Raw genomic sequence first — 26,141 nt, 5'->3', positions numbered from 1 at the left:
GCGGTGCGGGGCACCACGGCGCGCTGCCGCCTGTCATAGGGTGGCCGGATGTTCTCGGAGACCGTCGACCGCTACCTCGGCCAGGCCGCAGACCTCATCGACGGGCTCTACCTCCACGGCTCGGCTGCCCTCGGCGACTACCGCGCAGGCATCAGCGACATCGACTTCGTCGCCGTCGTCGGCGCGCCGCTGTCGGACGACGCGTTCGCCCGGCTCGGCGCGGTCCACCGGGCTCTCGGCGGCCCCCACCTCGACGGCATCTACGTGACCCGCGACGAGCTGGCCGCCGGGCCGCTCGCCATCGGCCCCACCCCCTACGCCCGCGCGCACCGGCTGCACCGGGCCGGCACGTTCGAGCACAACCCCGTCACGTGGCACACGCTCGCGCACCACGCCGTCGTCGCCCACGGCCCGCCGCCGTCGGCCCTCGCGGTGTGGGACTCGACCGACGCGCTCCTGTCCTACCAGCGCGAGAACCTGCGCGGCTACTGGACCGGCTGGGTCGACGGCGCCTCGTGGAGCCTGCTCCATCGCGGTGCCGCCGCGTGGGGCGTCCTCGGCATCCCCCGGCTGCACCACACGCTGCGGACCGGCCGCATCACCTCCAAGACCGGAGCCGGGGAGTTCGCGCTGTCCACCTACGACAGTCGCTGGCACCGCATCGTCACCGATGCCCTCGCCCACCGGTCCGGGCAGCCCGGCACCTACCGCAACCCGTTCACCCGACGGCGCGACGCGGTCCGCTTCACCCGGATGGCGCTGGACGCGGCCCTCGACGCCTGAGCTCGCGGATCTTCGCCGCGACCTGGTCCGCCTCCGGGTGGCGCAGCTCGTCGAAGATCCGCTGGGCCGCCGCCCACGCGTCGAGCGCCTGCTCCCGATGCCCGGCCGCGCCGTGGGCGTCGCCGAGATGGGTGAGCGCGAACGCCTCGTGCGACCGGTCCCCCGACTCGCGGAGCATCGTCGCGGACTCCCGGTAGTACGCCGCCGCCCGGTCGAAGTCGCCGAGCCGGTGGTGCACGTAGCCGAGGCTGTCGAGCGTGTGCGCGGTCCCCTGCCGATCCCCCAGCTCCCGGTGCAGTGCCAGCGCCTGCTCGCAGTGGCTGATCGCCGCACGGTCGCTGCCGAGCTGGGCGAGGTACCACCCGATGTTGTTGAGCGCCTGCGCCACCCCCTCGCGGTGGCCGACGACGCCGTAGAGCCGGCGGGCCTGCCGGGAGTGGGCGAGCGCGTCGCCGGGTCGGCCCATGCCCTCGCAGACCGCGCTCATCCGCAGGTGCGTGTAGGCGGCGCCGAGGCCGTCGTCGAGCTCGGCGAAGAGGGTCAGCGCCCGGTCCAGGTGGTCGTGGGCCTCGGCGTACCGGCGCAGGCGGCTGCGGGCCAACCCGAGTCCGCTGTGGGCATGGGCCTGCCCGATCGTGCCGCCGAGGCGCTCCGCCGTGGCGAGCGCGGTCCGCAGGGCGCTGATCCAGTCGTCCCAGTGGCCCCGCCGGTCGGCGAAGGTCCCGATCGTCGCGGCGAGCTGCCAGGCATGGTCGCCCAGGTCCTCGGCCGCGGCCAGCTCCACGGCCGCGACGAGGACCCGGTGCGCGCCGCCGAACCAGGCCAGCGCCTGATCGCGGTCCCCGACGGTGTCGACGGTGACGTCCGGATCGGTGGCGAGCAGCCGGATCTGGTAGCGGTGCGGATAGAGCCGCCGAGCCGCCCGGTCGGCGGTGTGCAGATAGTGGTCGAGCAGGCGGCGCACCGCGGCCCGGCGGCCGAGGGCGGGATCCGCGGTGGCGGAGAGCTCGGCCGCGTAAGCCCGGAGCAGATCGTGCAGGACGAACCGGCCCGGTCCGGCCTCGGCGATCAGGTGGGCGTTGGTCAGCTCGGTGAGCAGCGGGTCGACGGACTCCACCGGCATCCCGACCAGGCTCGCCGCGGCCGAGATCGCGATCTCGGGGCCGGGATGGAGGCCGAGTCGGCGGAACACGCCCGCCGCGTCGTGGCCGAGGCGCTGGTAGGACCACGAGAAGACCGCCCGGACATCGGCACCCGGGTCCTGGCCGGCCAGCGCACCGAGGGCGTTCGCCTCGGCGAGCTGCGCGGCCAGCGTACCCAGCGGAATTGCGGGGTGGATCGCGGCGCGAGCGGCGACGACCGCGAGTGCCAGCGGGAGCCGGGCGCAGCGGTCGGCGATGCGTTCGACCGCGCGCTCGTCGGCGCGGACCCGGGCCGCACCGAGCCGCGCGACCAGCAGGTCTCGCGCCTCGGCGTCGGTGAGCAGGTCCAGCGTCACCGGATGGGCTCCCTCCGCCACGACGAGGCTGGTCAACCGGTTGCGGCTCGTCACGAGCACCAGACAGCCGGTGGCGCCCGGCAGCAGCGGGCGGACCTGCTCGGCGCTGACGGCGTTGTCGAGCAGGACCAGCATCCGCCGGCCGGCGGCGAGGCTGCGGTAGAGCGCGGCCTGGGCGTGCAGGCCGGTGGGGATCCGCTCCGGCGGCACGGCGAGCGCTTCCAGGAAGCCCCGGACCGCCTCGCCGGGCGCCATCGGCACCGCGTCCGCCTCGAAGCCGGCCAGGTTCACATAGAGCTGGCCGTCGGGGAACCGGTGGGCGGCCCGGTGCGCCCAGTGGATCGCGAGGGATGTCTTGCCAACCCCGGCACTGCCCATCAGCACCGAGATCACGACGGCTCCGGCCTGGTCGGCGTCATCGACCAGAGCGTCGAGCAGCGCGAGCTCCGCCGCGCGCCCGGCGAAGCCGCGCACGTCGGGCGGGAGCTGCGCGGGGACCGGCAGCGACGATCGCCTCGGCAGCGCCACCGCCGCTCGCGCGGCCGGTGCGTCCACGGCCGGGTCGCCCTGGAGGATCTGGCGCTCCAGGTGCCGCAGCTGCGGGCCGGGCTCCAGCGCGTAGTCGTCGATGAGAACGCGCCTGGCGCGCTGATAGGCGCCGAGCGCGTCGGAGGTCCGGCCGCTGCGGTGCAGCGCCGTCATCAGCTGGGCGACGAGGCGCTCGCGGGTGGGGTGCTCGGTCACGGCCTCGGCGAGCGGCGCGATGACGGCCGCGTGGTTGGCGGTGTCGAGCTCCGCGGCGAAGAGCGCCTCCAGCGCGTCGGTCCGTCGCTCCTCCAGGTGGGTACGCGCATCGTCGGCGAAGACCGCGCGTACGCCCGCCAGCGCCTGCCGCCCGCGCCACAGTCCGACGGCCTGGCGCAGCAGCGGGATCGCCTCGGCCGCCGGCGCCGTCCGCGACCGCGCCACGAGTCCGGTGAAGACCGCGAGGTCGAGCTGCCCGTGGCGGATGCGGATCCGGTATCCCGCCGGTTGCCAGTCCACGGTGGCCAACCGCGAGGTGCCCTCGGTCAGCGCGGACCGCAGCCCGGAGACCATGTTCTTGATCTGGAGGCTCGCCGTGCGGGGGACATCCGCGCCCCACATGGCGTCCACGATGTGATCGACCGGCATCACCTGGTCGGCCCGCAACAGCAGCAGCGCGAGCAGATCCCGCTGCTGCCGCCGGGCGAACGTCACCGACCCGTCGGCCGCCTGCACCTGCACCGGCCCGAGGATGCGAAAGACGCATTCACCACCGTGGTCGATCATCGTCCGCATCGTACAGCGGATGGCATCGACGATGGGGAATGCGGGAGCCCGCCGCCGGTGCCGTCGGGGCTCCCGGCGGATCAGATTCCCGCTCCCGGCACCCGGTGGGCGGTGTAGGCGCCGTCGTTCAGGTAGCCCGTCGCGTCGCTGATCACCACGCCGGTCCAGGTGCCGTCGGCGTTGTAGGTCTTGGGGGTCGCCTCCAGCACGGACGCCACCCCGTCGCCGTCGCCGTCACCGAGGTAGAAGGCGACGTGGCCGGACTTCGCGAGAAGGTCGCCGACCTGGATCTGCGACTTCGGGACCTGCGGCACCCCGCCCCGGATGAGGTCCGAGCCGTCCCAGGTGAACGGCACCCCGGCGGCCTTGTACATCTCCATCACCAGCCCGGAGCAGTCGAAGCCCTTGACGCCGGCGGGCTGGTAGTAGACGCGCGACTGACCGCACTTGCGGCCGTCGTGGTACTTGTCGCTGGTCGGAACGACCCCGTGCCGGTAGTTGCCGCCGTAGCAGCCCACGTAGACCGAGTCGAGCTGGGCCAGGCCGTAGCTGATCGCCAGGCGTACCTTCGCCGACGGCGACTCCTTCACCTTGCAGTGGTTCATGTAGTACGGGATGCCGTTGGCCGGGATGTTCACCGCCTGGCCGCCGTCGAGGTAGTAGAGGAAGCTGTCGTTGGGGACCAGGGCCACGTGGGCGAGCGCGCCGAGCTTCCACTCACCGGGCGCCGAGGTGTAGACCTGGTCGGCGATGACGCCCGCTCCGGGCCGGTAGGTCTGCACCTGGGCGGTGTGGTAACCCCCGGTCCCGTTGAGCAGTCCGTTGCTCACCTGGTAGACGCCGCCGTAGGCGTTGACCTTCTGCCAGCAGGCGATGACGTGGGGGTCGGTGCGGTAGAAGGTCCAATCCGCGTTGGCGGCCGGGGCGCACAGGGTGGCGCCGAGGACAGCCGCGGCTGCCACGGCACCGATGCGACGCAGTACTGACATGACGCTCTGCCTTCCGCTAGGAGGGGGAACGCCACAACGATGCGGTGGCCCGGTCATACGTTCGGCATACGTCGAGCACGCTGCCCGCGAATCGGGCCGCGGGCTGAGGCCTTGGCCTCATGTGCCGGGGCGGCGCGGTGGCTACGGTGAAAAACGCCCGCAATGGATCGATCACCGTCCCTCCCGATCCGTACGGGCCCGGCGGGAGGTCCCGGCCCGCCGACTCATCCTGTGCTGCCCCATCAGGAGGTCTTCCATGTCATTCGGCTCACGCCCGACCGCGCACCGCCCCCGGCGTCAGGTCATGCTCCTCAGCTCCCTGGTGGCGATCGCGCTCACCACCGCCACCGCCGCGATGATCCCGTCGACGGCGGCCGCCCTCGACCTCGTCGTGCAGGCGGAGTCGTTCGCCGCCCAGTCCGGTGCGCAGGTCGAGACGACCGTCGACACCGGCGGCGGGCAGAACGTCGGCTACCTCGCCACCGGGGACTGGCTGCGCTATGACGGCGTCGATCTCGGCCCGGCCGGGACGCTCACCGTCGGTGCCCGGATCGCGTCGGCGGACACGGCCGGCACCGGCGTCGTCGAGCTGCGTACGGGCTCGGTCACGGGACCAGTGCTGGCCCAGTTCGCGATCACCTCGACGGGCGGTTGGCAGGCCTGGACGACCAGGACCGCCACCGCCGCCACCCACCCCACCGGGCAGCAGACGGTCTTCGCCGTCATGCGCAACACCACCGGCGCCAACTTCGTCAACATCAACTGGTTCTCGTTCGCCACCGGAGCGACGCCCTCGCCCAGCACCTCCGCCGCGACCGGCTGGGTCGACGTCGACCAGGCGGCATGGGCGGCGCAGCTCGCCGCGTTCCGGGCGATGGCGATGGACCCCGCACCGCCCAACGCCGTCCGGGTGCCGGAGTTCAACGCGTCCTGCACCTACAGCCACTCCAAGCCGGACGACCCCATCGTCTTCCCCGGCCTGGCCGGTGCGTCGCACATGCACAGCTTCATCGGCAACCGCAGCACCAACGCGAACACCACCCTCGCGTCCCTGCTCGCCAACCCGGGCACGAGCTGCGGACCGGCCCAGGACCTGTCGGCCTACTGGGTGCCCACGCTCTTCGAGCGCGGCGTGGCGGTCGAGCCGAAAGCCGTGATCGTCTACTACGGATCCCGGCTCGCCGACTCCGCGGCCACGGTCCCGTTCCCGCTGGGATTCCGGATGATCGCCGGGACCGCGAGCCTGCAGACGCCGACCCCGGCGGGCTCGGTCAACCAGTTCTACTGCGCTGGTCCCGGCGGCGAGATCGGCCGCAGCGCCGACGGCAACTGGCCGCGCTGCGCACCGGGCGCGAGCCTGCTCTTCCAGCTCGTCTTCCCGGACTGCTGGGACGGCCAGCACCTGGACAGCCCCAACCACAAGTCTCACCTCGCCTACTCCTACACCGGAACCTGCACCGGCGCCTACCCGGTGGCGATCCCGTCGGTCTCCTTCGTCATCGCCTACCCCACCCCGGGCAGCGTGGACGGCTTCACCCTCGCCTCCGGGATGGCCTCGTCGATGCACGGCGACTTCTTCAACGCCTGGGACAACGCCGCCCTGGGCCACCGGGTGAAGAACTGCATCGTGCAGAAGGCGAAGTGCAACACCGCCGGCCAGTTCTGACGGCCGCATGATCGGCCGCTCCGCCGGAGGGACGACGGCGGAGCGGCACCATCGCAGCCTCAGCTCACCGCGATCTGGTTGATGTCGGGCGCGTCGCCCGCGCTGTTGAAGAACTTGATCCAGCTCGTCCCGGCCGGGATGAAGACCGTGACGGAGACCGTGGCCGGGATCAGCCAGCTGCCCGCTCCCGACAACGACAGCTCCCGGACCGGGCCGCCGCTGACGGAGATCATCAGTGTCCGGGGCTGCTCGGTCTCGTAGGTGATCGTCAGCGTCCTCGTCCCCGCCGCGCGTACGCCGCTCACCGGAATCGCCAGGATGTTCGGTCCGCCGATATACCCCACCCGCCGACCGCCCGCGCAGGTGGCGCACTCGATGATCCGCGCTCCCTCGCGGATGTTCGCCGGATCGGCGGCGTGGACCCGCGTGGTCGGGAACGCGGGACCGGACCGGGTCGGGGCGGGCGGGGACGGCACCGCGACCGGTGTCCGGGTGGCCACCGGTGTCCTGGTCGCGACCGCCGACGCCGACGCCGCCCGCGACGGCGGCTTGGAGACCGGCAGCGAGGGCGCGGGCACAGCACCCACCACTGTGGACGGCGACGGCAGTGACCGCGCCGGAGGCTGTCCGGGCTCCGGCAGCACCAGGGGCGGGACCACGATGACGGCGGCCGCGACCGCCACGGCGAGCGCCGCCCAGCCCGCCGCACGGCCGTTCCAGGTCCCGGGCATGGCGCAGACCCCCTCCTCAGATGTGGCCGGTCCAGCGCAGGACCGCTTCCGTGCGGCTGGTGACCCGCAGCTTGGCGAAGATGTGCTGCAGGTGGTTCTTGACGGTCTTCTCGGTGAGCAGCAGCCGGTGGGCGATCGCCGCGTTGGAGAGCCCTTCGGCGAGCAGCGCCAGGACGTCCTGCTCCCGGTGGGTCAGGCGGTAGTGGGCGCGGGTGTGCCGCTGGCGCTCGGCGAGATCGCGCTGGACCGTCTCCCGCCGGGCCTGCTCGCGTACGCTCGCCGTGGCGACGGCGGCGGCGCCCGGGGAGAGCCAGCCGTGGCCCGCGGCGACGGCGAGGATCGCGCGGTGCAGCTCGCGGGGGTCGAACTCGCCGTGGACGAGGTAGCCGCGGGCGCCGCCGCGCAGCATCCGGCCGATGAGCTCGGGATCGGCGTCGCTGGTGAGAGCGATGACGCTGGTGTGGACGGTCAGCTCGGTGAGGACGGAGAGCCCGTCGGCGACGGGCATGCGGTGGTCGAGCAGCGTCACCGCCGGCTGGACCAGTCGCGCCGTGACGATCGCCTCCCGGCCGTCGCGGGCCTCGGCGGTGACCCGGACATCCTCGGTGGCGTCCAGGACGCCGCGCAGCGCGGACCGGACGATGGGGTTGTCGTCGACGACGAGTACGTCGATCATGGCGCGGTCCCGACCGGCAACGGCACGGCCACGTCGATGACGGTCCCCGACCCCGGCCGGGAGGCGAGGCGCAGCGTGCCGCCGAGCAGACGCGCCCGCTCGATCATGCCGACGACGCCGAGGTGGCCGTCCTCGCGCAGCTCGGCGGCGTCGGCGGGCATCCGGAAACCGTCCCCGTCGTCGCTGATCCGCATCCGCAGCTGGCCGCCCGCCGCGCCCATGACGACGTCGACCTGGTCGGCCTTCGCGTGCTGAGCGGTGTTGCGCAGCGCCTCCTGCAGGATCCGGCACAGCTCGTAGCGCACCGCCACCGGCGGGTCGGCGTGGTCGGCGCGCACCACCACCGGCACGCCGCAGTCCTTCGACCACTGCCGGCACATGCCGTCGATGACACCGGCGAACTCCTCGTCGGGCCGGTCCAGGCGCAGCCCGTCGAGCAGGTCGCGGGCCTGTGCGACGGCGGCGGACGCGCCCTGCGAGACGGTGTCGGCGAGCCGCTGCGCCAGGGCCGGGTGGCGCCGCAGCGACGACGGCAGGGCCACGGCCGCGAACGACACGCCGCGCAGCGTCGCGGCCACCGAGTCGTGCAGCTCGCGGGCGAGCCGGGCCCGCTCGGACGCGGCTGCCGAACGCTGTGCCGCGGCGACGAGCTCGACGGAGAGCCGCAGGTGGCGGGCGACCCCGGTGGTGATCGCGGCCGCTCCCGCCGCGGCGAGCAGCCCCGCGGTCGGGAAGGCGAGCACGAACCCGGCGAGCCGCACGGAGGCGTCGGCCGCGTCGAGCACGTCGGCGGCGGCGAGGTAGCCGACGGCTGCGTGCGGCGCGGCGGGCAGCAGCGCCCACGGTCCGGTCAGGACACCGCCGAGCGCACAGGCGCCCACGGCGTAGCAGAAGTAGGCCACGTCGCCGTGGCCGACGGCGAGCAGGCCGAGCGCGGCGGCGAAATCCAGGGCGAGGATCGGCAGCGGGTGGCGCACGACGTGCGGGTCGTGGTTGAGCACGGCCAGCGCGACGGCCGTCACGACGGCGACCAGGGCGAGTGCGGTGAGCTGCGGATACGGGTCGGCCCGCAGGCGCAGGCCGACGGCGGTGGCGGTCATCGTGACGGCGGCTCGGCCCAGCAGGACCGAGCGGGCGACCGCGGCGGCCGCCACGACCTGGTTGAGCTGTGCCGTTGCGTCAGACACTCGGACCACCTCGGTGTCGCGGTGCGGGCTCCCGCCGTCCGCGAGGTGTCCGGCTAGAGCGATCAAGCTGGAGAGCGCTCTCTGGACGAATCATGGGTCAGCCATCGGTGCTTGTCAAGGTATGCGGGACCGGCGGTCCGGACGGACGAATCCGTCCGGACCGCCCCGGTGCCGCTACTCCTCGGAGGTCGAGGCGCCACCGGCTGCCGGTTCACCGCCGCCCGTCGGCCGCACGGCGTCGGTCTCCATCGGCCGGGTCGCCTCGGCCGTACGCGTGGGCTTCCGGCCGGGCTTGCGCAGCTGCTGGGTCGGTGCCGCCATCGCCGACTCCGGAGCCGACGCAGCCGGGGTCGGCGCAGGGGTCGGCACGGGCACCGACGCGCTGCGGTACTGGGTCGGCACCGCGGGCTGGGTCGGCACCGCGGCGGAGGCGGAGACCCGCTCGGCCGGCACCGCCATCGCAGCGGCCTCGGCCTGCTCGGCGGCGTAGGCGCGGGCGTGCTCGGCGACGGTCGACGACTCCTGCTGCGCGCGCTGCAGCCACTCCTCCCAGCGGCCCTGCATGGGCCGGACGAGTCCGCCGCCGACACCCACGATGAGGATGCCGCCGATGGTGGCGAGCACCGCGATGAGGATCGGGGTGGTCACGGTCGTCGCGACGTCGATCTGGTTCAGCGCCGCGATGATCCCGAGCCCGATGATGAAGACCCAGGCCAACCGCGCCAGCAGCCGCCCATAGGACAGCCCCGCCAGGGCGCCGGCGATGAGGTCGCGGACCCAGGAGCCGATGGCGGCCGCGATCACCACGATGACGATCGCGACGAAGGCCTTCGGCAGCCACGTCACGATCGAGTAGATCAGGTCCGAGACCGGGTTGGGTCCCCAGATGCCGAACGCCAGCTGCAGCGTGAAGAGCAGCACCGCGTAGAAGACGAGCTTGGCGACGAGGTCGGAGGCGTCGACGCGGGTGTGGGCCAGTGCCGAGCTGAGGCCGCCGCGCTCGACGAGCCGGTCGAAGCCGATCCGTTCCAGGAACTTCGCCGCCAGCATCCGCAGCGCTCGGGCGGTGAGCCAGCCGACCACGAGGATGGCGACGAATCCCAGTGCCTTGGGCAGGAAGAGTGCGATCGATCGCAGGGTGTCGGTGACGACGCTGTCGATATCCACGCCGGCTCCTTTCAGTGTGAGGGCAATTCCCCTCACCACTGCCCGGAACTCGGGCGACGAAACCCTCCGCCGTGCGTAACCTCGGTGCGATGACCCACCGACCGCTGGACACGATCATCGCCGACGCCGCCCGGCGAGCCCCGGTCGACGGCATCCGCGTCATCGGTGTCGACGGCCCGAGCGGGTCCGGGAAGAGCTTCCTCGCCGCCCGGCTGTCGGCCGCGCTGACCGCGCCGATCATCGAGATCGACGACTTCGTCTCCTGGGACTGCTTCGCCGGCTGGTGGCCGCGCTTCGACTCCCAGGTCCTCACCCCGCTGCTGTCCGCCCAGGACGCTCACTACCAGGTCAGAGACTGGTCCGATTGGTACGGGTCGTCGCTGGGCGGATGGAAGACCCAGCCGTGGTCGCCGACGGTCATCGTGGAGGGCGTCACCTGCACCCGGCGGGAGACGGTGGGCCGGCTCGCGTACGCGATCTGGGTCGAAGCACCCGCCGAGCTCCGGCTGGCCCGGGGCCTGGCGCGGGACAGCACCCATGACGGTAAGGCGGAGCTGTGGGAGCGGTGGATGCGCGAGGAGGACGAGTTCTTCGCCGCCGACGGCACGCGCGACCGGGCCGACGTGATCGTGGACACGTCGGCCTTCACGATGACCGCCGGGACGTGACCGGAGGCGGTCAGTGCACCCGGCTCGTGTCGGCGGCGACGGCCGCCGGAGTCTCGACGCGGGTGTCGACCAGGACCGACGACGCGGTGATGCCGGTCGTGGTGGTGAAGCGCACGAGCGCCGTGTCCACTCCCCGGCGCAGCGTGGCGAGATCGGTTCCCGGCCGGGCGGTGAGGTTCAACCGCAGCTCCGGTGCCTCGGCATGGCCGGTCAGCAGCACGCTCGCCTTGTGGACGGACTGCTGGCGCCGCAGGTCGGCGGCGAGGGAGTCGGCGATGGCGCGGTAGCGCACCTCGGTGACCCCGGCCGCCGCGGCGGTGGGTTCGGCCGCGACCGGGGCCGCATCCGGCCGGTGCTGCGCGGGCTCGCCGAAGACGAGGTCCGGCAGGTGGCGCTTGCCCTGCGGCCGCAGCTGCACGCGCAGCAGCCAGAAGCCGAGCACCGCCGCGACGAGCCCGAGCGCGACGACGGCGGCGGTGGCCCACCCCTGCCGTGCCCGCCACTGCTCCAGCAGGCCCGGCCAGAGCAGCGGCTGATCGGGGTAGGTGCGGGGCAGCCGGTCCAGGCTGATCAGCGCCCCGAGGACACCGACGGCGGTGAGCACGAGACCGATCAAGATCCACAGTACGCGGTTGCCGGTGTTCATGACACCCTCCTGGGTTCGCGCCGCTCGATCCGGGGTTCGCGCAGGTCGATCCGCAGCCCCACGGTCGGCGGCGCGTCGAGGCGGCCGAGCGCGGCCCGGGCGGCGCTCTGGACGGAGTCGCGCTGATCGGGGCGGCCGGTGGCGCGGACGCGGACGGACCAGTCCGTCTCCTTGCCCGCGACCTCGACGTGGGCGGCACCGACTCCCGATACGCCCGTCACCGCTGCCGCCACCTGCTGCTCCAGTGAGTGCCGCTGCATGCTCCAGCGGGTGGCGTCGTCGGTGGCCACCGGCCCGAGGCGGAACCGGTCCGGACGCTGCGGGCGGAGCTGCGCGATCAGGATGACGAGCCCGAGCAGGCCGATGCCGATCGCGATCAGCAGCACCCAGCGGTCGGTGTATTCGGTGTCGACGAGCCGCGCGTACCACTGCCGCAGCGGCAGCACGGGTGCCCGGCCCGCGAAGGCGAGGACCGCCTCGACCGCGGCGAGCAGTCCACCGCCGATCAGGGCGAGCCCGAGGACCGACGAGGCGATCCGGTTGACGAGTCGCATCACACCTCCACCGGCACCGGTGCGATGAGGGCACGCAGCGCTTCGTCGCTGACATCGGCGACGAAGACCTCCACCGGCCGGTCGTCGGCGTACCGGCGGAGGACCTCCGCGGCGGCGGCCGTGACCGCGGCGATGACCGGCTGCAGCGGAAGCCGGGCCGCGACGATCTGCACCCGGACGGCGTCGGCGTCCCCGAGCACGCCGACGACCCGGCCGCCCGGGATCAGAGTGGCGACCTCGACGCCGTGGCCGTGCAGGCCGCCCGCGGTGAGGCGGGCGACCTGCGGCAGGGCTGCGACGGCGTCGGCCACGGCCCTGGCGACCTCGAAACGGCTCGCCGTCACTGGACGCGTGCCTCAACGGCCGGTGCGGGCTGCTCGGCCTCGACCTGGATGTCGCCGACGCTGATGTTGACCTCGACGACCTTCAGCCCGGTCATGTTCTCGACCTGGTCGATGACGTGTTCGCGCACGGCGCCGGTCACCTCGACGATGCTCTGGCCGTACCAGGTGACCACGTCGAGATCGATGGCGGCCTCCTTCTCGCCGACCTCGACGCTGACGCCCTGGCTCGCCCCCGACGCGGGATCGTTGCTGCCGGGGATGAGCGAGCGGAGCTGCCCGACCCGGCGGGCCATGCCGGTGCCCATCGAGTAGACGCCGGGGATGTCGCGGGCGGCGAGGCCGGCGATCTTGGCGACCACGCTGTCCGCGATCTTGGTTTTGCCGGTGTCGGTCACGAGCGAGACGCCCGCCTTGTCCGGCAGCGGCGGCGCGTTGCGGCGGGCGGCCACGCCGTTGGGCGTCGCCGCTCGCGGATCGCCGTTGCCGCGCCCGTCGTCGCGCGGCTTGTCGGCGGTCTTCTCGTCGTTCTTGAGCTCGGCTGGGCTGGTCATGTCTGGTTTCCCCCGTTAGGTAGCAGTGGCGTTCGGTGCGGATCAGCGCTGCCTGGCGGCACCGCTGCCGAGGTTGCTCAGGGCTTCGCGCAGGTCGAGGTCGTTGTCGACGACTCGCGCGACGACGTACCCCACGAGCCCGGCGACAGCCGCGGCGATCATGACCAGGAAGCCGGGCCCGGCCCAGATGACAGCCAAGGCCAGACCGACGAAGAAGCCGAATTGTCGACTGCTCACGTGTGCCCCTCTCCAGGCGGCCCCGCAGGTCGGGCCGCGATTCAGCACTCACCCCGACAATTGGAGCAACACTCACATTACGTAAAGCGGGGTGGCGCAGGGCGATAACTTCCCTTTTCGATGGCGGCACGGTCCGGAGGTTTCGGGCGGCGGCCGACCGGGGATGGGCTCAGCGACACCCCACCCCATGAGAGAGAGCCGACGTGCCTGACGTGATCAGCGAGTCGTTCGACGTCGGCGACGGTGTCGTCCAGGCCGCGACCTGCGGGCAGGCCCGACCGGGGGTGCCGACCGTGGTGATCGTCCCGGGCCTCGGCGCCGTCGGCTCGATGGACCGGATCCAGGCCGCCACGGCGCGCTGGACCAGGTGCGTGGTGCTGGACCTGCCCGGGTTCCACCAGCGGGGCCCGGACAGCTGCGCGCCGAACGTCGCCGCCGTCGCCGACTGGACCGCCGCCTGGCTGGCCCGGTATGCCACCGACCCGGTGGTCCTGGTCGGACACTCGACCGGCGGGCAGGCGATGCTGCGGGCCGCCCTGACGGCACCGGCCGCGGTGGGGTCCCTGGTGCTCGCCGGTGTCACCTTCGACCCCGGTGCGCGTACCCCCATGGGGTTGATCGGGACGCTGAGCCGGACCCTCGGCCATGACCCGCTCTCGGCCCTGGGCGCGATCGCCGCCGACTTCGGGCGGGCGGGGCTGGTCGCGCTGGCGGCCTTCGCCCGCAGCGGCCTCGCCGACCCGCCGGAGCGGCTCATCGGCCGCGTCCGCTGCCCGGTGGTCGTCGTGAGCGGCGAGCACGACTACCTGTCGACGCCGCCGTGGGGGCGCCGACTGGCCGCGCTCGCGCGCCAGGGCAGTTCGTTCACCCTGCCGGGCGCGCATGCCTTCCCGCACTCGCTGCCAGAGGAGTTCTCCCTGCTCCTGGCCGAGGCGGCTGCGCTGTGCCCGACGGGACCGCAGCGGGACCGCAGCCACGACCGGACGCCGGTCCTCACCGTCTGAGGATTAGTACGCGCTGATCTGGGTATTTGAAGATAAACCTCAAAAAGGCGGTTACTTCCGATGGTTATTCCGCAGCCAGACCCGATGCCGCAGCCCAGTCCTCTGCCGGACCCGCTGCCCCAGCCGGAGCCGCAACCCAACCCGGAGCCGGGACAGCCCGGACCTCCGGTCCCGGCCCCGGCACCGCAACCCGCGCCGATTCCCGGCCCGTTCCCCGCAGTGTGAACAGCGCGGTCGGCCTGCCGTGCCGCTATGGCGCGGTGGGTCGGCCGTGGGCTTCGCGGGCCGCGAGCAGCTCCGGGAGGTGGGCGCGGCTCCACTGCCGGGCGGCCTCGATGAGCGTCAGCAGGGTCCGCCCCAGGTCCGTCAGCGCGTACTCGACCCGGGGCGGGTTCTCGGCGTACGCGGTGCGGGTCACCAGGCCGTCGCGCTCCATCGCCCGCAGCGTCTCGGTGAGCACCTTCGGCGTCACGGCACGCAGCGGAACCCTGAGCTCGCCGAACCGCCGGGGACCGTGCTCGAGGCAGATCACGATCATCGCCGTCCACTTGTCACCGATCTGGAACGGCATCGCGCCGGACGGGCACACCGGATCGAACATCGCGGGATTCAGCTCCTCGGGCATGCTCCGCAGGCTAGCGCCGGTACCGTTGCAGTAACCAGGATCCCGCCCCATAACGTGCTGCTCAACGAGGTCAGACCCCCCGACGACGGAGGCAGGCATGAGCAGCATCGCGATCTTTGGAGCAGGCGGCCGGGCCGGGCGGGCGGTCACCGCCGAGGCACGCCACCGCGGGCACCTGGTCACCGCCATCGTGCGGGACCCGGCCGCGCACAGCGGTCTGCAAGCCCAGGGGGTACGCGTCCAGCGGGGCGACGTCACCGATCCGGACCTGCGCCTGGACGGCCATGACGCCGTCGTCAACGCGGTCAGCCCCGCCTCGGGACCGGAGGCACTCGCCAACCTCGGACAGCTCGACGAGCGGTTCTTCGTCACGGCGGCCGATGCGCTCCGCCAGGCGATGGCGCGGGCGGGCGTACCCCGGCTGATCGTCATCGGCCTCTTCGCCAACCTGCGGGACGGCACCGGCGGGCTCGTGCTCGACGATCCGGCCGCCTTCCCCCGCGAGCTGCGGTCCTTCGCGCTGGCGCACACCGCCGGCCTGGAGCGGCTCCGCACCGTCGAGACCGAGGTAGACTGGCTCATGCTCACTCCCCCGGCGGGGCTGGACCCGGCCGGGCAGCGGACCGGCCGCTACCGCATCGGCGGCGACACCGCGTCCGGATCGACGCTCTCCTACGCCGACCTGGCGGTCGCGATCGTCGACGAGATCGAGACGCCGCGACACCACCGCACCCGCGTCTCCATCTTCGACTGACTCCGCTGTCCGAACGCGGATGCGGCTGCACCCTGATCGATGCCTGACGGTACCGTTCGCCCGTGACCGGCCACGTGTTCATCAGCTACAGCCACGCACATGATGGTCCGTACGTGGAGAAACTGACCGCCTACCTCGTCAGCGCGGGCGTGCCCGTCTGGTACGACAAGGAGATCATCTCCGGCACGCGCTGGCATGAGGTGATCAAGGAGCAGATCGACACCTGCAGCGTCCTGATCGTGGTGATGAGCCCCGCCGCTGAGGAGTCACAGTGGGTGAATCGGGAGCTCAACCAGGCCGAGCTGCGAGGCAAGCCGATACTGCCGCTGCTCCTGCGGGGTGACCGGTTCTTCCGCCTCAGCGATGTGCAGTACGACGACGTCGAGGGCGGGCGCATGCCGTCCGACGAGTACCTGCGGCTGCTCCCCCGGAACGCGCCCCCGCCCGGCACCGAGCTGCCGACACCAGCCGTGGTCGGCGAAGCAGCAGACGAGCTCGGCGGTTCGCCGTCGTCGGCCCTCCCACCGCCCGCCGTCGCGCAGCGGAGATCCGTGTGGCCGTGGGTCGGCCGCGGCCTGCTCTGGCTCGGCGTGCTCTTCTTCACGTGCGGGGAGGGCGTGGCGATCCACGCCACTGTCACCGACAGCTGGCCGGAACGGACCGGCGCCCTGTTCGGCAACCTCTTCTACGCCATTCCGTTCGTGGCGCTGCTCGGCTTCACGCTCTTCGACCTCCGGCGAATCCGGCACCGGCGCCGGACCCGTCAAGGATGAGGCCCGTCACCAACCCCGGATCCGGCTGAGCACCTCGGCCGTCGCACCGGCGGGGCTGTCGAAGGTCTGGCCGAAGGTGAGAGCCGCGAGGTCCCGCAGCTCCCGCGGCGCCGGTCCGCCGAGGTAGACGGTGAAGGTGGGGATGTCGCCGCTGAGGTGGCGGAGCTGGTAGGAGCTGCGGAACTGGGTGAAGGTGCGGCCGGTGCTCGGCACTCCGTCGGTGATGAGCACGATCGAGGTGGTCCGGTCCGGTGCCTCGGCGCGCAGCGCTTCCGCGATGTCGTAAGCGGTGGTCAGGGCGTCGTAGGTGGCGGTGTTGCCCCGGGGGACAAGCCTGGAGAGCTCCTGCCGGAAGGCCTCGACGGCGCTCGGACCGGCCTGTGCCAGGTCGAAGGAGCGGGGTTGTGCCACGGTGCCGGCGAACGGCAGGAGCACGATCCTGTCGGCGGATCCGAAGGGGACCGAGGCGAGCGCGCCGACGGCGGACCGGAGCCGGCCGTTCTCGTTCATCGAGCCCGACGTGTCGACGACATAGATCGTGTTGGCCGGCAGCCGGGCGGCTCGGAACCGGGCCAGCAGGTCGTTGATGACCACGGGCTGCGGAAAGGCCGCCGTGGTCAGCAGCCCGTCGTCGGCGGCCCAGGAGAGACCGGTCAGGCCGGGGACCGCCGGCCGACGGTAGGTCCGGCTCATGGCTTCGACCTGGGTCGCCGGTCGCAGCAGGTAGGCCGCGAGCGCGTGGTAGTTGCGCCTGACGACGGAGTCGGGGTTGAGCAGGATCAGGGGGAAGTCGGCGACGATCGACCCGTCGGCGGGATAGACCAGCGCGAGCTGCTCACGGTCGCGGTGGGTCAGATTGGCCGTGACGAGCGAGGACTCGTACCCGACGAGGCCGTCCACCGGCAGCCCGACGGGGTCGAAATACCGGTCGGCGAGGGACCGCGTCGAGGGCGCCACTCCCCGGCCGAGAGCGAGTCGGCGCAGGAGCTCCTGCTGCGCGGTGACGGCCGTCCCGCCCGCCGGCGCGGCGACCGAGGCCAGGCTCAGCGTCCCCTCGAGGGACGTGCTCGGATTGGACATCCCCAGGGCGAGGCTGCCGTCCGCCATCGCGGCACCGATCTCGGACCAGGTGGGGGTCTTCGCATTCCAGCCCAACCGTGCCGCCACCGCGGGGCGGACCCCGACGACGATCGGCGATCTGGCTGTGGACACCGACGGCGCCTGGGCCAGGGACGGCGGGGTGAAGGCGTGCCGGGAGGCGACGAGCAGCGCGTCGTAGCGCCCGATGTCGCCGCTGGCGACCGACTCGGCGATGCCGACGGTGCTGAGTTCGCTGACCACCACGTGTACGCCGGTGGCCAGATCCGCGTCTCGGAGGATCGACTGCAGTCCCGCCGCGGTGCCGCCGCTGACGAGCAGGCGGAGGACTCCGGTGCCCGGTCGCGGGTCGATGCCGATGGCCGTCACCGGCAGCATGCTCAGCGCCACCGCACCGGCGATCAGCGGTGCCCATCTGCGTACGGCACCGGCGGACAGGGCGCTGCGCAGCCGTGATGCGGAGCGGTCCGATCGAGCGGACCGGCTCTCGACGGGCAGGTAGGCACGGATCAGCTCGTGTCGGACCTGGTAGAACGCTCCGGCATGGCGCAGGACCCCCGCGGCGTGGGCGTGCCGCAGGAACCTCGGCAGGCGTGCGGGCAGGCGTCGGCACACCGCCAGCCAGATCCGCGCGGTGGTGAAGGCGAGCCAGGCCGAGCCGGAGCCGTAGAAGACGAGCAGCCCGCTCGCCGCTCCGACGAGGAGACACGCAGCGGGGTGGCTCCATGATCCGCCGTAGATGCGGTACATGGCCGCGGTGATCAGGGCGGCGGTGGCGGCCCCGCCGACGGTGGCGAGCAGCAGTGCGGTCCGGTCGCTGCGCAGGGCGGCGTCCGGGGTGAGGAGCTCCTGCGGCGGCACCGGAGCTCGCAGCCACCGCACCAGCCCGACCAGGATTCCGACGTAGACGGCGGCTCCGGCGGCGACTCCCCGACCGACGTCCGCCTCGAACACGTTGATCACACCGGCGGCGGTGAGCTCGCCTGCCGCGGCCCACGGCAGCCCCAGCAGCAGTCCGATCCCCAGTCCGGCGGCGAGTTGCCGGGGCAGGCTGCGCAGCCGGGGTGCGGTGCGGTGCGGGATGCCCGGCTGGCCGCCGCCGAGCCAGCTCGCCGTCATCAGCACCGTGATCACACCGATCACGGTGAGCAGGATGGACAGGACGACATCGCGGTCCACATGTCCGGGTCCGCTGAGGAGATAGGCGATGGAGATGCTCGCCTGGCGCGCGTAGTCCTCATCCAGCCAGAGCCCGACGAGCAGCACCAGCGCACTGATCACCGACAGCGCACCGGCGACGAAGTAGACGTCCCGGACCGCTCGCAGGCCGGCCCGCAGGCGCGGCAGCCGCCGCGGCGGCTCGTCCTGAGCATGCACCGCGCGGGCCGTCTGCAGCCCGGCGACGAGTCCGAGGAGCGTGCCGTAGACGGCTCCGGCCAGCAGCGCCGACCCCGGTTCGGGGGTGGCGGTGAAAGCCGCGTCGATGCCGAAGCACAGCAGCATGCTCAGGACCAGCATCTGCACCGCCACCAGGATGGCGAGCAGCGGTTTGGGCAACGATTTCGCCAGCCGCCACCAGGCCAGGTGGGGATCTCGCGGAAAGGCCTGCAACCGCGGGACCAGGTGGGCGAGCCACCTCGCGACCACCGGCGAGCGGTCGCCGTAGACGGCCGGGAGGAACCTGCCCAGGATCCGCTGGTGGATCTCGTTCCCGGTGCTCAGCGCGGCCAGTTCGCCGGGATCGGTGCCGGGCCGCTGATAGACCTGCCTGGTCAGCGAGATCATCAGCGGGGTGGAGAGGGCCTGGGCCAGCGCTCCGCCGGGATCGGCGGTCATCGTCGCGGTCAGCGCCTGCCACCGGGAACTGCCGACGGCCTCGCGCTCGGTGAGGTAGGCGACGGCGTCGTCGAGCGACACCGGCTCGACCTCGACGATCACCGCCTGCGGCAGGACGCCCACGGCCGCGACGATCGCGGCGTACTCCTGGCTGCGGCACGTCACCACCATGCGCAGCCCGGCGGCGGCGGCCCGCTCCAGGTGGCCCAGCGCCCTGCCCTGCAGCGGCACCGGCAGCTCGTCCAGCCCGTCCAGGACCGCGATGACCTGGTGGTGCCGGACCAGCCAGTCGGCTTGATCGGGGGTGATCTGCGGATGGTCGTCGCGGATCCGTGCCGCGATCCACTCCTCGATGGTGTCGCCCAGGCCCCGGCCATCGGACTCGGCCGGCACCCACGCCGCTATCGGCAGCAGCACCGCGACGGCCGAGTCGGCTCCGGCGTCGGCCACGGAGGCGACCACGAACAGGTGCGCCAGGGTGCTCTTGCCGGCACCGGCCTCGCCGAGCACGACCAGCTGCCGCAGTCCCCCGTCCTCGAAGGCGCGCACGAGCTGCCAGGCCGCCTGCCGGCCGAGGTCCGGCTCGGGGCCGAGCGAGCCGCTGACCGCGCCGTCACCCGAGTCGGACGGCGCGGCGATGCCCGCCTGGACGCCGGGCGCTGTCGCCGATCGCCAGCGCAGCCGCAGCGGGCGCGGCAGGAAGACCTGCTGGGACACCACCTCGGCCGCCCAGGCCACGCGAACGAGGTCGCGGAGCGCCTCGACCGGTGACGGCTCATCGGTCCGGCCCGAACGCAGTCCCTGTCGCACCATGATCGCCAGCACGCCCAGCAGGAGGCTGGCGAAGGCCGCCGGAGCGGAGGCGATGCTCGACCAGTTGTCGGCGGCGGCGCGGTCCTGCCCGCTCAGGAACAGGGTCCACCAGGCCAGGGCGCCCGCCGAGACCAGCGCGACGAACAGCGCCGCGAGCAGCCAGAGCCGCCGCCGGAGTGCCCCCCGCATGCCTCACCGCAATCCGTTCACTCCGCACCGGAGGGTCATGATCCCAGGTTTTCGACAATCCTCTCAACTCGCCGATCATCGACAATCTTCAAGCTTTACGCGGGTCCGATCGGACTGATCCGCCGACCCGGTCAGTGGCAGACGACCTTGAACTGGGCGAGCCCGATCCGGTAGCCCTCGCGGGCGCCCCAGTCGATCCCCCGGTTCAGGACGCGGATCCACAGCTTCCCCCCGCTGACCGGGTAGGTCTTGATGGAGATCCACCGCCCTCCGTTGGCGGGCTGGTCGACCGTGAAGGTCCCCTTCGACGAGGAGCCCTGGCCGTCGCCGACGCGGTACTGGGCGGGATTGCCCCCGGCCCGTTTGGCGTCCCCGCCGTAGACCGGCACGTAGGTCGACAGGTCGCAACTCCTGCTGGCGGATCCCACGGTGAAGGACCAGTCGGCGTACTGGGTCGGGTCCTCGACGGTGTCGCTGCCCGACATCGGCATCGAGTCGAACGTCCCCGAGCAGCCGTTGGAGCCCCAACCGCCGTGGTCCGAGGCCCCCCAGCCCGCCCCCGGGTCGCGGTCGTGCGCGTAGTAGCCGGTGTTCGCCGTCGAGCAGCCGTAGCCGCCCACCGCCTGGAACGTCACCTTCGGCGGTGCCGGGGACGGCTTCGGCGACGGCGGCCTGGCCGAGGGCGACACCGCGGGCGAGGGCTTGGCCGCGGCGGAGGTCGGCGTGACCGGTGCGGGCGACGTGGCGCCGGGAGCCGGGCTGTCGGTGACGGCGACCACGGCGGTCGGGTCGGCCGCGATGGGCGAGAACTCGATCCCCAGGTCCGCGAGCGGCTGGTCGGTCACCGCCATGCCCTGCGGCGTCCTCGCGTCCTGCCGCGCCTGGTTGCCGAGCACCACGCCGGTGAGGATGACCAGCACCGTGGCGCACAGCACGATCATCCACCGGGTGGAGACGCGCTGGATCCCGTCGCGGGTGACCCGCCGCCACAGGCCCGGCTCCTCGCCCGGCTCGGCCCAGCCCTCGTCGAACTCCTGCGACCCTGACCTGCGCCGATCGTCATCGCTCATCTGCAAGACCTTCCTCCGTCTCCGACCACTACGGATCGGCGGGGGCACGGGTTCACCGTCGCGGTGAACCTTGCCGGACGCTGCTGCGTAATGTCGGTAGCAGTCGGGCATCGCTAGACAGGAGCCGTCCATGGCGCGATCGGCCTCTCCGTCCTCATCGGACTCCGAGGAGCTCTGGCCGCTGCGCTCGGTCTGGTTCCAGGCTCCCCGCGACGCGCCGGACCAGGTGGGCCCCGAACCATCGCCGCCGGTCGAGGAGCGACCGCCGGGCGCCCCCGACGGCAGGCCGGTCCCGGCAGTCGCGCCGGTCGCGCCGGTCCCGGAGCGCCAACCATCGCCGGGTACGACGACCGTCACGCTCCCCCTCTCCCGGCCCGCCTCGCCCGTACCCGCCGTTGCCGCGCCGTCGACCAGGCCCGTGGCGCAGCCGTCGGCGCCGGTGGGCGTACCCCCGGAGGTTGTCCGGGTGCGGCGGCCGCGACGGCCGATGTCGTGGCGGTGGCTCTCGCCGGTCGCGGTCCTGGCCGTGACCGCCGCCGCCGCGTGGCTGATCGTGACGAGGGTGCCGGACCTGATCGCCGCGGGCCCGCCGCCCGTGCGGCCGAGCACCACCGCGACCGCCGCCGGGCCGCCGCCGTCGGCGGTGCCGCTGCCCGGTGTCCCGATCGGCTACGCCACCTTCGCCGACCCGACCGGGCTCGCCGTGACCGGGGCGGCGGCACCGACCGGGACCACGATCCGCCTGGTCGGCACCGCGAAGGAGACCGGCGCGGTGTGGTCGGCGTTCGCGATCAACCCGGCTTCGTCGATGAACACCGCCTTCCGTTACGCCGCGACCGATCCGGCCTCATCGGTCGCGTTCGTCCTGCACACCAGGCCTGTCGCGACGGCGGGGAGCGCGCTGGCGGCGCTCGGCCCCCGGTTGCAGGTCGAGCTGCGGGCGGGCGAGGTGAGCGTGAGCACCGTCGACGCGGCCCGGCGGGCGACCGTGCTCGCCCGCGCCCGCCCGGACGCGGACCTGGGCGGCAGTTCGGTGGTGGTGTGGGTCGACTACCTGGCGGGGAGCCGGAGCCTGCGGGTCTTCGTCTCGGCGGGGGCGCAGAAGCCCGCCGAGGCGCTGCTGACCGCGACGGTCGGGCTCGCCGCCGTGCTGGGGAAGGGGCCCGCGCATGCCGGTTTCGTCGCCGCCGCGACCGGGACCGCCGGTGCGGTGGAGCTGACCGCGTGGCACCTCGCGGTGGCCGCCTAGGCGGTCCGGTAGGCCTCGGCCATGGCCGCGAAGGCGGCCTTCGGCTCCCACGGCATCCCGGGATAGGCCTCGCCGGTGCGTCCTTCGAGGACCTTGACCACCCCGTAGGAGGCGAGGTCGAGGTCCTCGGCGGGGTCGGCGCGGTGCGGCAGGTGGTGGCAGGAGAAGGTGCACCAGAACGCGGTGTCGACACCCTCGGCGGTGAAGATCTCCAGCAGTTCCCGCAGGTAGCCGACCTGTTCGGTCTCGTCGCGGAGATAGGGGGCCACGAGCCGGCCCTCGCTGACGCTGAGCCACTCGACCATGAAGCCGCCGCGTCCGCCGAGGTCCGCCGCACCGGCATGGGTGGTGCATCCGAACTCGGTGACGGCGACGGGCTTTCCCTGCGCGACGAGGGTGCGGATGGCGTCGGCGTAGCCGTCGGCGACCTCGATCGATCGGTAGGCGTCGGCGGCGACGAAGTCGAAGGGCGTCCAGTCGACCCGCTCGGTCGGCAGCGCGGCATAGGTGACCGGACCGCCGAACCGGTCCCGGACCACCCGGACGGCCCGGCCGAGGAAGTCGTTGAGGCGGGCGGGGACCCCGGCCATCGCCTCGCGCACCAGGTGCGGCTGCTGGAGCAGGGCGAGCCGGTCGTGGATCGTGGCACCGGGCAGGAACCCGATCGTGCACAGTGTCAGCTCGCCACCGGTGACGAAGACGACCTCGGCGCCCCGGCGGCGCAGCCGTTCGGCCCGGTCGGCGCAGTCGGCGAGGAGATCGAGCAGGTCGTCGGTGGTGAGGTCGCAGGTGAACGGCGAGAACCACACTTCGAGGCCGGCGTCGGCGGCGAACCCGGCGGTGAGCTCCAGCCGCTCGGGGTCACCGCCGGTGATGCGGACGGCCGCGCAGTGCAGGTCGTCGCGGATGATGCGCATCTCGCGCTCGACGATCGCCGGGTCGAACGGCTCGTGGGTGCTGAGCCCCGTCCGCCCGGTCGGGATGAAGCCGGTGTCGTAGGTGATGCCCTTGGCTCGCATGATGCGCCTCTCATTAAGGTACTAGACGTACCCTAAGACGAGATCGCCGCTCGCACAAGGCGGTGCGATAAGGTACGGCACGTACCGGCATCAGGGAGTGCGGATGGTTGGCGAGGCGGCACCGACGAGGCGGCGCGGGGCGGCGCTGGAGCAGGCGATCCTGCGGGCGGCGGCAGACGAGCTGGTCGAATCGGGCTACGCGGGCCTGACGATCGACCGGGTCGCCCAGCGCGCCGGGACCAACAAGAACGCGATCTACCGCCGCTGGCCGCACCGGGCCGCGCTCGCCGTGGCGGCGTACCGGCAGCTGGCGGTCGCCACCGCGCAGCCGCCGGACACCGGTGACCTGCGCGGCGACACGCTGGCCCTGCTCCGCCTCGCCAACAGCACCTGGACCTCGCCCATCGGTGCGATCCTGCGCAGCCTGCTGGCCGGCGTCGCCGACGACCCCGAGCTCCTGACGCTCATCCAGGAACGGGCCGGCGACGCCGGGTCCGGCATGTGGCTGACGGTGCTGGGCCGGGCCGTGGCCCGGGGGGAGCTCCGCCCCGAAGCCCTGCACCCGAGGGTCGCCACGGTCCCCATCGCCCTGCTGCGCAACGAGTACGTGGCGCGCGGCACGCCCACGGTCTCCGACGACGTGCTCGTCGAGATCATCGACGAGGTTTACCTGCCGCTGCTACGCGGCCGGGGCGCCCAGCCCTAGCAGCTGCCGCAGCCAGGCCGTCAGGTCGGGACCGAAGCTGAAGCCGTGGAACTGGTACATGACGTCCTCACGGGACAGTCCGGTGACCCCGCCCGGCAGCACGTTGAGCATGTGCTCCAACCCCGGATAGACCTCGATCCAGGCGGGTACGCCCGCTTCGTGGCAGGCCTGCTCGATCCGCGCGACCGACTCGTCCACGGGCACGCTGGTGTCGTCGGAGCCGTACTGCAGGAACACCGGGCAGCCGATGGCGCGGTAGTCGGCCGCCGGGTCGTGGCCGAGCTGGGGATCGTGCGCGGCGCTCGCCATGGCGGCCAGGTCCGACGCGGGCATCAGCGGCGGGATCGGCGAGAGCATCGGGTTGTCCTGCGCGAAGACCGGCACCTCGTAACGGTCGAGGTCGGTGGCGGCGCCGAGTGCGGCGAGCGCCTCCTCCAGGCCGCCCAACGTCTCCGACGTGGACTGACCCGCGGCGACGATGGCGAACAGGTTGGCCCAGGCCCGCCCGGCGGCTGCCGCCGTCGCCTCGGAGACACCGGCGTCGCGCAGGGTCTTGGTGCGGCGGTGCACCTCGGACGCGGCCATCGACACCCCGGGCGACCCGGCCCCCACGACGAAGGCGACGTCAGCGCGCCTCGCCGCGACGATCGGCACGGACCACATGCCGTTGCTGAACCCGCTGAGCCCGACCCGCGCCGGGTCCACCTGCGGCATCGTCAGCAGGTGGTCCAGCGCGGCCGAGGCGGCATCGGCCTGGTCGTAGATGGAGGGATCGGCCGGTCCGCCGGAGGCGCCGTGCCCGGGCTTGTCATAGATCAGGACGGCGACCCCCGCGGCGAGCAGCGGCGCGACGAACAGGCGGCAGAAGTCGCGCTGCCCGCCGGCGGCGCCGTGCACGAAGACGGCGGCCGGGTGCGGCCCCGGTCCGTCCGGCCAGACCACCGTGCCGGCCAGCTCCGCGGCACCGGCGGTGAAGGCGACCCGCTCCTCGCGCAGCGCCCGGGCGATCGGCCCCGTCGGCAGCCCCAGCGTGCCGTCCTGCAGGACGATCTCGGTGCCGTCGTCGGCGAGCAGCCGGTCCGGCGCCACCGGATATGCCCGCTGCGCCCAGCTGCCCGCGCCGACCAGGACCATCGGCTCGCCCCAGTAGGCCTCGGCGACCTGGGCCAGCAGGATGTCGCGATCCCTGCCGTACCACCCGCAGGCTGCGGTGACGGCGTCGGCGGCGTCGGCCATCCGGGTCAGGGTCACCCCGTCGACGACCGGCGCCCCGTCGTCGAGCCGCAGCGGGTAGGCCTGGCGGAACTCGCCCAGCGCGGGGCGGTCGACGGCGAGGTGGTCACCGGCGGGCCGGGCGATGACGGTGCCGGCGGGTGTCCGGCCGATCCAGGTGCCTTCAATCATGATCGTCATCAAAACAGCATCGGTCCCATGTGAATCCAACCAGGGGTGGAGATGCTGTCGGATCGGAGCGACGACTACAGCGCCCGGCGGGCCCGGCGCAGGGCGTGGTGCGCCCGGGACTTGACCGTTCCCGCCGGGATGCCGAGCGCCTGCGCGGTCTCCTCGGTGGTGCGCTCGGCGAGGTAGAGATGGGCGAGCACGTCACGGTGGTGGCCCGGCAGCTCCGCCATGACGCTGCGGACCGTCATCCGGGTGAGCGCGGCCTCGGTGTCGTCGTGCACCGCCGACCAGCCGTCGAGGTGCTCGCCGCCGACCTCGACGGGACGGGCCGCGCGGGCACGCAAGTTGTCGATCATGAGGCGGCGGGCGACGGTGAACAGCCACGGCCGGGCCGCGGAACGGGTCACGTCGAGCTCGTCGATGTGCTCCCAGGCCCGCATCATCGTCTCCTGGACCAGGTCCTCCGCGCGCGACACGTCGCCGAGGGTCAGCTTCAGCGAGTACGCGTAGAGCGAGCCCGCGTTGGTCCGGTAGAGCTCCTCCAGCGTCGCGGCGCGGGCGGGGCGGCAGTCGTTGGCAATCATGTAAATGCG

24 protein-coding genes and 1 pseudogene are annotated in these 26,141 nt (G+C 73.0%); 8 read left to right on the top strand and 17 right to left on the bottom strand.

The annotated features are described in order from the left end of the window. Window positions 1-48: 48 nt before the first annotated feature. Window positions 49-783 (top strand): nucleotidyltransferase domain-containing protein, encoded by a 735-nt coding sequence (locus F4553_RS37825; RefSeq protein ID WP_184846190.1) that lies wholly within the window; start codon window positions 49-51, stop codon window positions 781-783. Here F4553_RS37825 and F4553_RS37820 read toward each other — a convergent pair. Both F4553_RS37820 and F4553_RS37815 read right to left on the bottom strand, forming a co-directional pair. Next, window positions 746-3,592, bottom strand: coding sequence for an AfsR/SARP family transcriptional regulator (locus F4553_RS37820; protein WP_184846188.1), 2,847 nt, complete (start codon window positions 3,590-3,592; stop codon window positions 746-748). The genes F4553_RS37825 and F4553_RS37820 overlap by 38 nt on opposite strands. A gap of 80 nt (window positions 3,593-3,672) precedes the next feature. Continuing rightward, entirely contained in the window at window positions 3,673-4,581 is a 909-nt protein-coding gene (locus F4553_RS37815; protein ID WP_184846186.1) for an NlpC/P60 family protein, read from the bottom strand. A 256-nt stretch (window positions 4,582-4,837) separates the two neighbouring features. Between F4553_RS37815 and F4553_RS37810 the strand changes: the two genes are divergently transcribed. Continuing rightward, on the top strand, window positions 4,838-6,247 hold the full coding sequence (locus F4553_RS37810) for a DUF1996 domain-containing protein (protein WP_246467598.1): 1,410 nt from the start codon (window positions 4,838-4,840) through the stop codon (window positions 6,245-6,247). Window positions 6,248-6,306: 59 nt separating this feature from the next. Here the strand turns inward: F4553_RS37810 and F4553_RS37805 are convergent, their stop codons facing one another. The 4 genes and pseudogenes from F4553_RS37805 to F4553_RS37790 form a co-directional block, all read right to left on the bottom strand. Next, window positions 6,307-6,978 carry a carbohydrate-binding protein gene (locus F4553_RS37805; protein WP_184846184.1) on the bottom strand — a complete coding sequence of 224 codons (672 nt, stop codon included), beginning with the start codon at window positions 6,976-6,978 and terminating at the stop codon, window positions 6,307-6,309. Window positions 6,979-6,994: 16 nt separating this feature from the next. Beyond that, a complete protein-coding gene (locus tag F4553_RS37800; RefSeq protein ID WP_184846182.1) occupies window positions 6,995-7,654 on the bottom strand; it encodes a LuxR C-terminal-related transcriptional regulator in 660 nt (219 codons plus the stop codon). After that, the gene (locus tag F4553_RS37795) at window positions 7,651-8,841 is read right to left on the bottom strand and encodes a sensor histidine kinase (RefSeq protein ID WP_184846180.1); all 1,191 of its coding nucleotides are present in this window, start codon (window positions 8,839-8,841) and stop codon (window positions 7,651-7,653) included. Before F4553_RS37795 ends, F4553_RS37800 begins: the two co-directional genes overlap by 4 nt. A 468-nt stretch (window positions 8,842-9,309) precedes the next feature. After that, a pseudogene (locus F4553_RS37790) lies at window positions 9,310-10,035 on the bottom strand (mechanosensitive ion channel family protein); the annotation flags it as partial. A 62-nt stretch (window positions 10,036-10,097) separates the two neighbouring features. On the opposite strand from F4553_RS37790, the gene F4553_RS37785 reads away from it, so the two are divergent. Continuing rightward, entirely contained in the window at window positions 10,098-10,676 is a 579-nt protein-coding gene (locus tag F4553_RS37785) for a uridine kinase family protein (RefSeq protein ID WP_184846178.1), read from the top strand. Window positions 10,677-10,686: 10 nt separating this feature from the next. Here F4553_RS37785 and F4553_RS37780 read toward each other — a convergent pair whose 3' ends face one another. From F4553_RS37780 to F4553_RS37760, 5 genes are read right to left on the bottom strand one after another with little or no spacing between them, the layout of a single operon-like run. Continuing rightward, the gene (locus F4553_RS37780) at window positions 10,687-11,322 is read right to left on the bottom strand and encodes an Asp23/Gls24 family envelope stress response protein (RefSeq protein WP_184846176.1); all 636 of its coding nucleotides are present in this window, start codon (window positions 11,320-11,322) and stop codon (window positions 10,687-10,689) included. Then, a complete protein-coding gene (locus F4553_RS37775) occupies window positions 11,319-11,876 on the bottom strand; it encodes a DUF6286 domain-containing protein (RefSeq protein ID WP_184846174.1) in 558 nt (185 codons plus the stop codon). Before F4553_RS37775 ends, F4553_RS37780 begins: the two co-directional genes overlap by 4 nt. Then, window positions 11,876-12,220: a hypothetical protein gene (locus tag F4553_RS37770; protein WP_184846172.1), complete on the bottom strand. Its 345-nt coding sequence runs from the start codon at window positions 12,218-12,220 to the stop codon at window positions 11,876-11,878. The genes F4553_RS37775 and F4553_RS37770 overlap by 1 nt, the downstream gene beginning before the upstream one ends. Further along, entirely contained in the window at window positions 12,217-12,771 is a 555-nt protein-coding gene (locus tag F4553_RS37765; protein ID WP_184846170.1) for an Asp23/Gls24 family envelope stress response protein, read from the bottom strand. The genes F4553_RS37770 and F4553_RS37765 overlap by 4 nt, the downstream gene beginning before the upstream one ends. A 42-nt stretch (window positions 12,772-12,813) precedes the next feature. Continuing rightward, entirely contained in the window at window positions 12,814-13,008 is a 195-nt protein-coding gene (locus F4553_RS37760) for a hypothetical protein (protein WP_184846168.1), read from the bottom strand. 203 nt (window positions 13,009-13,211) lie between these two features. Here F4553_RS37760 and F4553_RS37755 point away from each other — a divergent pair, with 203 nt between their 5' ends. Then, window positions 13,212-14,012 (top strand): alpha/beta fold hydrolase, encoded by an 801-nt coding sequence (locus tag F4553_RS37755; RefSeq protein WP_184846166.1) that lies wholly within the window; start codon window positions 13,212-13,214, stop codon window positions 14,010-14,012. Window positions 14,013-14,262: 250 nt separating this feature from the next. On the opposite strand, the gene F4553_RS37750 is transcribed toward F4553_RS37755, so the two are convergent. Continuing rightward, entirely contained in the window at window positions 14,263-14,637 is a 375-nt protein-coding gene (locus F4553_RS37750) for a winged helix-turn-helix transcriptional regulator (protein ID WP_184846164.1), read from the bottom strand. Window positions 14,638-14,734: 97 nt separating this feature from the next. Here F4553_RS37750 and F4553_RS37745 point away from each other — a divergent pair, with 97 nt between their 5' ends. Beyond that, the gene (locus F4553_RS37745; protein WP_184846162.1) at window positions 14,735-15,391 is read left to right on the top strand and encodes an NAD(P)-dependent oxidoreductase; all 657 of its coding nucleotides are present in this window, start codon (window positions 14,735-14,737) and stop codon (window positions 15,389-15,391) included. A gap of 62 nt (window positions 15,392-15,453) precedes the next feature. Beyond that, complete coding sequence (locus F4553_RS37740) at window positions 15,454-16,164, top strand: toll/interleukin-1 receptor domain-containing protein (protein WP_184846160.1); 711 nt, start codon at window positions 15,454-15,456, stop codon at window positions 16,162-16,164. Window positions 16,165-16,170: 6 nt separating this feature from the next. Here the strand turns inward: F4553_RS37740 and F4553_RS37735 are convergent, their stop codons facing one another. Continuing rightward, a complete protein-coding gene (locus tag F4553_RS37735; protein WP_184846158.1) occupies window positions 16,171-20,100 on the bottom strand; it encodes a substrate-binding domain-containing protein in 3,930 nt (1,309 codons plus the stop codon). A gap of 131 nt (window positions 20,101-20,231) precedes the next feature. Beyond that, complete coding sequence (locus F4553_RS37730; protein ID WP_184846156.1) at window positions 20,232-21,170, bottom strand: hypothetical protein; 939 nt, start codon at window positions 21,168-21,170, stop codon at window positions 20,232-20,234. A gap of 130 nt (window positions 21,171-21,300) precedes the next feature. Here F4553_RS37730 and F4553_RS37725 point away from each other — a divergent pair, with 130 nt between their 5' ends. Beyond that, complete coding sequence (locus F4553_RS37725) at window positions 21,301-22,419, top strand: hypothetical protein (protein ID WP_184846153.1); 1,119 nt, start codon at window positions 21,301-21,303, stop codon at window positions 22,417-22,419. Here F4553_RS37725 and F4553_RS37720 read toward each other — a convergent pair. Then, window positions 22,416-23,438 carry a glycoside hydrolase family 113 protein gene (locus F4553_RS37720; protein WP_184846151.1) on the bottom strand — a complete coding sequence of 341 codons (1,023 nt, stop codon included), beginning with the start codon at window positions 23,436-23,438 and terminating at the stop codon, window positions 22,416-22,418. The genes F4553_RS37725 and F4553_RS37720 overlap by 4 nt on opposite strands. Before the next feature lie 103 nt (window positions 23,439-23,541). Here F4553_RS37720 and F4553_RS37715 point away from each other — a divergent pair, with 103 nt between their 5' ends. Beyond that, a complete protein-coding gene (locus tag F4553_RS37715) occupies window positions 23,542-24,144 on the top strand; it encodes a TetR/AcrR family transcriptional regulator (protein ID WP_184846149.1) in 603 nt (200 codons plus the stop codon). Here F4553_RS37715 and F4553_RS37710 read toward each other — a convergent pair. Both F4553_RS37710 and F4553_RS37705 read right to left on the bottom strand, forming a co-directional pair. Further along, the gene (locus F4553_RS37710) at window positions 24,118-25,557 is read right to left on the bottom strand and encodes an alpha/beta hydrolase family protein (protein ID WP_184846146.1); all 1,440 of its coding nucleotides are present in this window, start codon (window positions 25,555-25,557) and stop codon (window positions 24,118-24,120) included. The two genes, F4553_RS37715 and F4553_RS37710, sit on opposite strands and share 27 nt — an antisense overlap. Before the next feature lie 65 nt (window positions 25,558-25,622). After that, window positions 25,623-26,132 (bottom strand): sigma-70 family RNA polymerase sigma factor, encoded by a 510-nt coding sequence (locus F4553_RS37705; protein WP_184846144.1) that lies wholly within the window; start codon window positions 26,130-26,132, stop codon window positions 25,623-25,625. Between the last annotated feature and the right edge of the window lie 9 nt (window positions 26,133-26,141).

The organism is Allocatelliglobosispora scoriae (assembly GCF_014204945.1).
Taxonomy (GTDB): Bacteria; Actinomycetota; Actinomycetes; order Mycobacteriales; family Micromonosporaceae; genus Allocatelliglobosispora; species Allocatelliglobosispora scoriae.
This window is presented reverse-complemented; position numbering and strand designations above follow the sequence as displayed.